Origin of the sequence: Verrucosispora sp. SN26_14.1 (assembly GCF_004307965.1) — a bacterium.
Classification (GTDB): Bacteria; Actinomycetota; Actinomycetes; order Mycobacteriales; family Micromonosporaceae; genus Micromonospora.
The window spans coordinates 1-5,782 of the sequence record NZ_SISL01000367.1; the positions used below are offsets into that span (position 1 = coordinate 1).

A 5,782-nucleotide genomic window follows, 5' to 3' on the forward strand; every position below is an offset into this window, starting at 1 on the left:
GCCGCGTTGCTGGTCACCGCGTTGCGCGGCCGGTCCGGCGCGCTGCTCGGTGCCGGCCTGCCCGTCGGTCTGGTGCTGACCGGTGCCGGGCTGCTCAACCTCCAGGCCACCAGGGCGGGCACGCTGGCCGGTCTGGGCCTGCTCGTGGTGGCGGCGACGGTGGTCGGGGTGGCCGCCCGGGCGGTCGCGGTACGCCTGGTCGGCTGGTTGGTCGCGATCGCGGCGGCGACCGGTCTCGCGATCACCGCCCCGCTGGCCGGTGGGCTGCCGCTGCGGGTGGCCGGGTTCACGGTGCTCGGTGTCGCGGTGCTGGTCCTCGCGTTGGCCGTCGCCCTGTCGGCGGTCCGCTCGGTGCTGGACGTCACCGCGCAGGCGGTGGCGCTGGTCGCGGTGCTGCTGACCGTCGGCTCCGGCCGGTACGCCGCGACGATCTGCGTGCTCTGGGGAGTGGCGGTCGGGGTACGGCTGTTGCGCCGGGGCGAGTCGACCGGACGACGGTGGGTCTTCGCCACGGTGGCCGGTGGCAGCGAACTCCTCGCCATCTGGCTTCTGCTGCGCTCCGGCGAGGTGCGGGTGGTCGAGGCGTACACGGTGCCGGCGGCGGTGCTGGCGCTCGTGTTCGGTGCGGTGGCGATGCGTACCCGGCCGGGGTTGAAGAGCTGGCTCGCCCTCGGCCCGGGTCTGGTCGCGCTGCTGCTGCCCAGTCTGGGAACCCTGCTGTTCGACGCCGACGACCAGCCGTGGCGCCGTCTGCTGCTCGGTGTCGCCGCGCTGGCCGTCACGCTGCTCGGGGCGGTCCGCCGCTGGCAGGCGCCGGTGGTGCTCGGCGGGTTGACCCTCGCCCGGCTCGCCCTGCACGAGGCGGGACGTAGCTGGGACCTGCTGCCCCGGTGGGTCTTCCTGGCCGTCGCCGGGTTGGCGCTGATCGGTCTCGCGGCCACCTACGAACGCCGCCGTCGCGACCTGGGTCGTCTCCGTGACGCCATGGGCAGGATGAGCTGATCGATGGCGCAGCCGCTGGTCGCGCCGCCGTCGGACGGCACAGGTAGGGTCCTTGCCATGGCTGACGTGCTCACCGCCGAGGCGGTGCGAAACGAGCTGGGTGGACTGGCGGACTGGTCGGGAGACCCCGCCGGGATCATTCGCACGGTGGAGCTGGCCAGCTTCCCGGCCGCCGTCACGGTCGTCGACCGGGTCGCCGTGGTGGCGGAGGAGCTGGACCATCACCCGGACATCGACATCCGATGGCGGACGCTGACGTTCCGCTGTGTCACCCATTCGGCCGGCGGCGTCACCCTGCGCGACGTCGAGCTGGCCCGGCGGATCGACGAGATCGTGGGGGCGGCCCGATGAGGTTCGAGATCAGCAAGGTCCTGGACGCGATCGAGGGGCGGGTCTGCACCGACCCGCAGCTCGTCCGTGCGGTGATCGACCTCGCCGAGGTCATCCGCTACCAGGACCTCGACGGCGGCCGACCGGCCAGCACGTTGCGCCTCGGCATGGTCTTCGACGCGCTGGCGCGCAGCCTGGAGGAGGACACCGTCCCGGTCTACGCGGTGGTGCACCGGGGGGTGCTCTCCGACGCCGACCTGACCTCCAACGAGCGGATGGTGGTCCGCCGCTGGGCCGACGACGGCCTGGTCGAGGTGCTGGACAATCCGGGTGACCGGATGCTTGAGGTGGCCGACCTGCTCGGCCTGCCGGTGCTCAGCCGGGTCCGCTTCGACGGCCTGCGCGGGCGGTTCCCCTGGCTGGTCGACCAGCCCGGCCGGGTGCTCGCCCCGGTGCCCGGTGCCGGTGGGCCGGTCTTCATCGCCCATGTCGGTGGCGGCCACATCCCGCTCACCGGGCCGCCGTCACCGGCCGGTGTCCAGTTGCTCGCCCGGCAGTGGCGCTGTTCCGAGTCGGGCTGCACCCTCTTCGGCGGTGCCGGCGGCGGGGGTGCCTTCGCCGACCTGGCCCGGATCGACCGCGCGCCGACCGGCCAGCCGCCACCGTCGCTGCGCGGTGGCGTACCCACCTGCCCCCGGCACGGCACCCGGCTCCGCGACGACGGCCCCCGGCCGCGCAGCGAGGTCCTGGCGGTACGCGTCGGTGGCCTGATCCGGCGTCGCTTCGTGCTCACCGAGGACCAGCCGGTCACGATCGGCCGCGCCCCGGAGAGCGCCAACGCGATCATGCTGGGCCAGTGGCTCAACGACGAGGCCCGGCGCTGGATCAGCCGCAGTCATCTGCGGCTTGAGCTGCGGGGCGGCGACATCGTCGCGACCGACGTGAGCACCAACGGCTCCGGCATCCGGCCGGGCGGCTCGATGGCCGAGTCGGACCGCCTGCCGCTGGCGCCGCAGCAGTCCCGCGCCCTCGGGAGCGGGGACATGGTGGAGCTGTACCCGGGCGTGCAGATCGGGCGGCCGAGCGATCTGCCCTCGGGTGCGCCGTACAACCCCGACTCGGTGATGTCCGAGGCGCCGACCATGGCGATGCGCCTGCCCCGCTGACGCGGACGACGGCGGGCGCCGGGACCGTGGTCCCGACGCCCGCCCTGCGGGTGTCAGCCGGCCAGTACCGCCGTCAACTGGGCCACCGCGTGGTCGATCTCCTCCTCGGTGATCACCAGCGGCGGGGCGAGGCGGATGGTCGAGCCGTGGGTGTCCTTGGCGAGTACGCCGCGCTCCATCAGCCGCTCGCACGCCTCCCGGCCGCTCATCAGCGTCGGGTCGATGTCCAGCCCGACCCACAGCCCCCGGCCGCGTACCGCGACCAGGCCCTTGCCGATCAGTGCGCGCAGGCCGGCGTGCAGCCGCTCGCCCAGCTCGGTCGAGCGCCGCTGGAACTCGCCGGTGGCCAGCAGCCGGACCACCTCGGTGGCCACCGCGCAGGCCAGCGGGTTGCCGCCGAAGGTGGAGCCGTGCTGGCCGGGCCGGAGCACCCCGAGCACCGCCGCGTCGGCGGCCACCGCCGAGACCGGCACGATGCCGCCGCCGAGCGCCTTGCCCAGCAGGTACATGTCCGGCACCACGCCCTCCTGCTCGCAGGCGAAGGTGGCGCCCGTGCGGCCCAGACCGGACTGGATCTCGTCGGCGATGAACAGCACGGTGCGCTCGTCGCAGAGCCGCCGGACACCGGCCAGGTAGCCCTCCGGCGGCACCACCACGCCCTGCTCGCCCTGGATCGGCTCCAGCAGCACCGCCACGGTGTGCTCGTCGACCGCCTCGGCCAGCGCGGCCAGGTCACCGTAGGGCACGATCCGGAAGCCCGGCGTGTACGGCCCGAAGTCGGCCCGCGCGTCCTCGTCGGTGGAGAAGCTGACGATGGTGGTGGTCCGGCCGTGGAAGTTGCCGTCGGCGACCACGATGGTGGCCTGCCCGTCCGGTACGCCCTTGACCTGGTAACCCCACTTGCGGGCGACCTTGATGCCGGTCTCCACCGCCTCGGCGCCGGTGTTCATCGGCAGCACGAGGTCCTTGCCGCAGAGCGCCGCGAGTTCCCGGCAGAAGTCGGCGAACTGGTCGTGCACGAACGCCCGGCTGGTCAGCGTCAGCCGGTCGAGCTGGGCGTGCGCGGCGGCGATCAGCGTCGGGTGCCGGTGCCCGAAGTTCAGCGCCGAGTAGCCGGCCAGGCAGTCGAGATACCGCCGACCGTCCACGTCGGTGACCCAGGCACCCTCGGCGGAGGAGATCACCACCGGCAGCGGGTGGTAGTTGTGCGCGGTGTGACGCTCGGCGTCCCGCACCACGGCCGGAGTCCGCAGCATGTCCTCGATCACTGGCTCGCCTTTCCCTGACGGAGTCGCAACGTGCAGCACTTCGGTCCACCGCCGGCCTTGCGCAGCTCGGACAGGTCGACGCCGATCGTCTGGTAGCCCCGGTCCCGCAGCTTCGCGGCCAGGCCGGTGGCCTGCTCCGGCAGCACCACGTGCCGACCGTCGCTGACCGCGTTCAGGCCCAGCACCTCGGCGTCGGCCATGGTGGCGTGCACCGCGTCCGGGAACAACCGGCGCAGCACGGCCTGGCTGCCGGGGGAGAACGCCTCCGGCAGGTACGCCACGGTCCGCTCGTCGAGCACGGTGAGCGCGGTGTCCAGGTGGTAGAAGCGCGGGTCGACCAGGTGCATGGTGACCACCGGGTAGCCGAACACCTCCTGCAACTGGGCGTGCGAGGCGTGCGCGGTGCGGAAGCCGGTGCCGGCGAGCACCACGTCACCGGCGAGCAGGACGTCGCCCTCGCCCTCGTTGACGTGCTTCGGGTCGTACACCTCGAAGCCGGCGTTCTCGAACCAGGACCGGTACGCGGGCGCCTCGTCGGCGCGCTGCGGGTCGCGGAACTGCACGGCCATCGCCCGGTCACCGATCACGGTGCCCCCGTTGGCGGCGAAGACCATGTCGGGCAGGCCCGGCAGCGGGGTGATCTCCTCGACGACGTGACCCAGGTCGCGGTACACCTGCCGCAGCCGCTCCCACTGCCGCACGGCACGGTCGGTGTCGACCGGGGCGGTCGGGTCCATCCACGGGTTGATCGCATAGTCGACGGCGAAGTACGTCGGCCGGCACATCAGGAAGCGCTGGCTGGTGGCGTCCATCGTCATTGTCCTGCTCCCAGGGCTCGGGCGCGCCCTGGCCACCGTCGGCCCACGGGCTGGCGCCGTTGCTCAACGTTATGCGCCGCCCAGCCGCAGAATCCACCGTCGACCCTTGCGCAGTGCGACTGATCGTTGCGTCTCCGGTGCTGGTGACGGTTGATCGTTGCGTTCACGTCTCGATGGCCTCGTGCGAGAGGCCCTCGGCTTGCTCACCGTGCGTGGTCGTCTCGCCGCGCGGTCGATGACGTCCGCAGCGGTGGCGCGGCAGCCGGACGCTGCCTGGCTCCCTGGCGCTATCGGTGCTCGCGGTGTCGGGGGTGCTGTCGGTGTCCTGGACACCGTTGGTCGGGTGGAATCGGCCGGAGCGGCCTCCGTTCGAGCGACCGGCGGACCGGCGAACCTCACAACGCCCACGGTCCCGTCAGCGCAACGCAGATCTTGGACAGTTTCCGTTAGCTGCTAACGGAAACTGTCCAAGATTGCCAGGCGAATCCTGCTCGGGGTGTGTTCGGAGGACGCGGTCACGTGACCTGGCCACCGCACGCCTCGCCCGCTCCGCCCGGCAAGGCCCCAGTTCCCGCTTCTCGGCCCACAAGGGTCGCTCACACGCCGCTGCGTGGCCCCACGGACCTGCTCACGTCGCTGCGTGGCCCCACGGCCTTACTCACGCCGCTGCGTGGCTCCACGGACCTGCTCACGCCACCGCATCGAGAGGACTGTTCGAGGTGCCCCGGACGCGCGTCAGGGGCGGCGAATCGCCGCCCCTGACGAGGGTGTGTGCGCCCGGCTGGTGAACCACCAGAACTGGTCGGGCTACGGCCGGTACCTCGCCGGCCGGGCGCCGGTGAACCACCGGCGGGCTGAAATGTGCCCTCTAGATGCGATCGACAAACTGTGAGTCAAGCCACTCGCGGAAGCGGGCCACGGTGTCGCCGTCGGTGGTCGGCCAGTCGTACTGGCCGGTCATCGCCAGGATGCCGAGGACCACCGCGCCGAGGCCGATGGCGATGCCGAACAGCGCGTCGGCCTTGCCGGCGATGTGCCGCCGCCGGGTGGCGATCAGGCCCAGCACGGCGAGGACCGCGCCGATCGCGCCGACCGCGATGCCGTATCCGGCGAGGGTTCCGGTGAGGACGAAGAGGATGCCGCCGACGCCGACGATCAGGCCCAGTGTGGCCAGCAGGCTCTGTCTCTTATACACACT

The 5,782-nt window shown here is 72.5% G+C and carries 5 protein-coding genes and 1 pseudogene; 3 read left to right on the forward strand and 3 right to left on the reverse strand.

Going from position 1 to position 5,782, the window contains the following annotated elements; all coding sequences use genetic code 11:
• The 3 genes from EYA84_RS24570 to EYA84_RS24580 all read left to right on the forward strand — a co-directional run.
• The coding region (locus EYA84_RS24570) for an SCO7613 C-terminal domain-containing membrane protein (protein WP_394347608.1) at positions 1–1,002 on the forward strand (1,002 nt) is incomplete at its 5' end.
• A gap of 57 nt (positions 1,003–1,059) precedes the next feature.
• Positions 1,060–1,353 (forward strand): 4a-hydroxytetrahydrobiopterin dehydratase, encoded by a 294-nt coding sequence (locus EYA84_RS24575; protein WP_131055761.1) that lies wholly within the window; start codon positions 1,060–1,062, stop codon positions 1,351–1,353.
• A complete protein-coding gene (locus EYA84_RS24580; RefSeq protein ID WP_131055763.1) occupies positions 1,350–2,498 on the forward strand; it encodes an FHA domain-containing protein in 1,149 nt (382 codons plus the stop codon). Before EYA84_RS24575 ends, EYA84_RS24580 begins: the two co-directional genes overlap by 4 nt.
• Positions 2,499–2,551: 53 nt before the next feature.
• Here the strand turns inward: EYA84_RS24580 and rocD are convergent, their stop codons facing one another.
• The 3 genes and pseudogenes from rocD to EYA84_RS24595 all read right to left on the reverse strand — a co-directional run.
• Positions 2,552–3,766 carry an ornithine--oxo-acid transaminase gene (gene rocD, locus EYA84_RS24585; protein WP_201272468.1) on the reverse strand — a complete coding sequence of 405 codons (1,215 nt, stop codon included), beginning with the start codon at positions 3,764–3,766 and terminating at the stop codon, positions 2,552–2,554.
• Positions 3,763–4,578, reverse strand: coding sequence for a dimethylargininase (gene ddaH / locus EYA84_RS24590; RefSeq protein WP_201272469.1), 816 nt, complete (start codon positions 4,576–4,578; stop codon positions 3,763–3,765). Before ddaH ends, rocD begins: the two co-directional genes overlap by 4 nt.
• Before the next feature lie 874 nt (positions 4,579–5,452).
• Positions 5,453–5,782, reverse strand: a pseudogene (locus EYA84_RS24595) (thrombospondin); the annotation flags it as partial.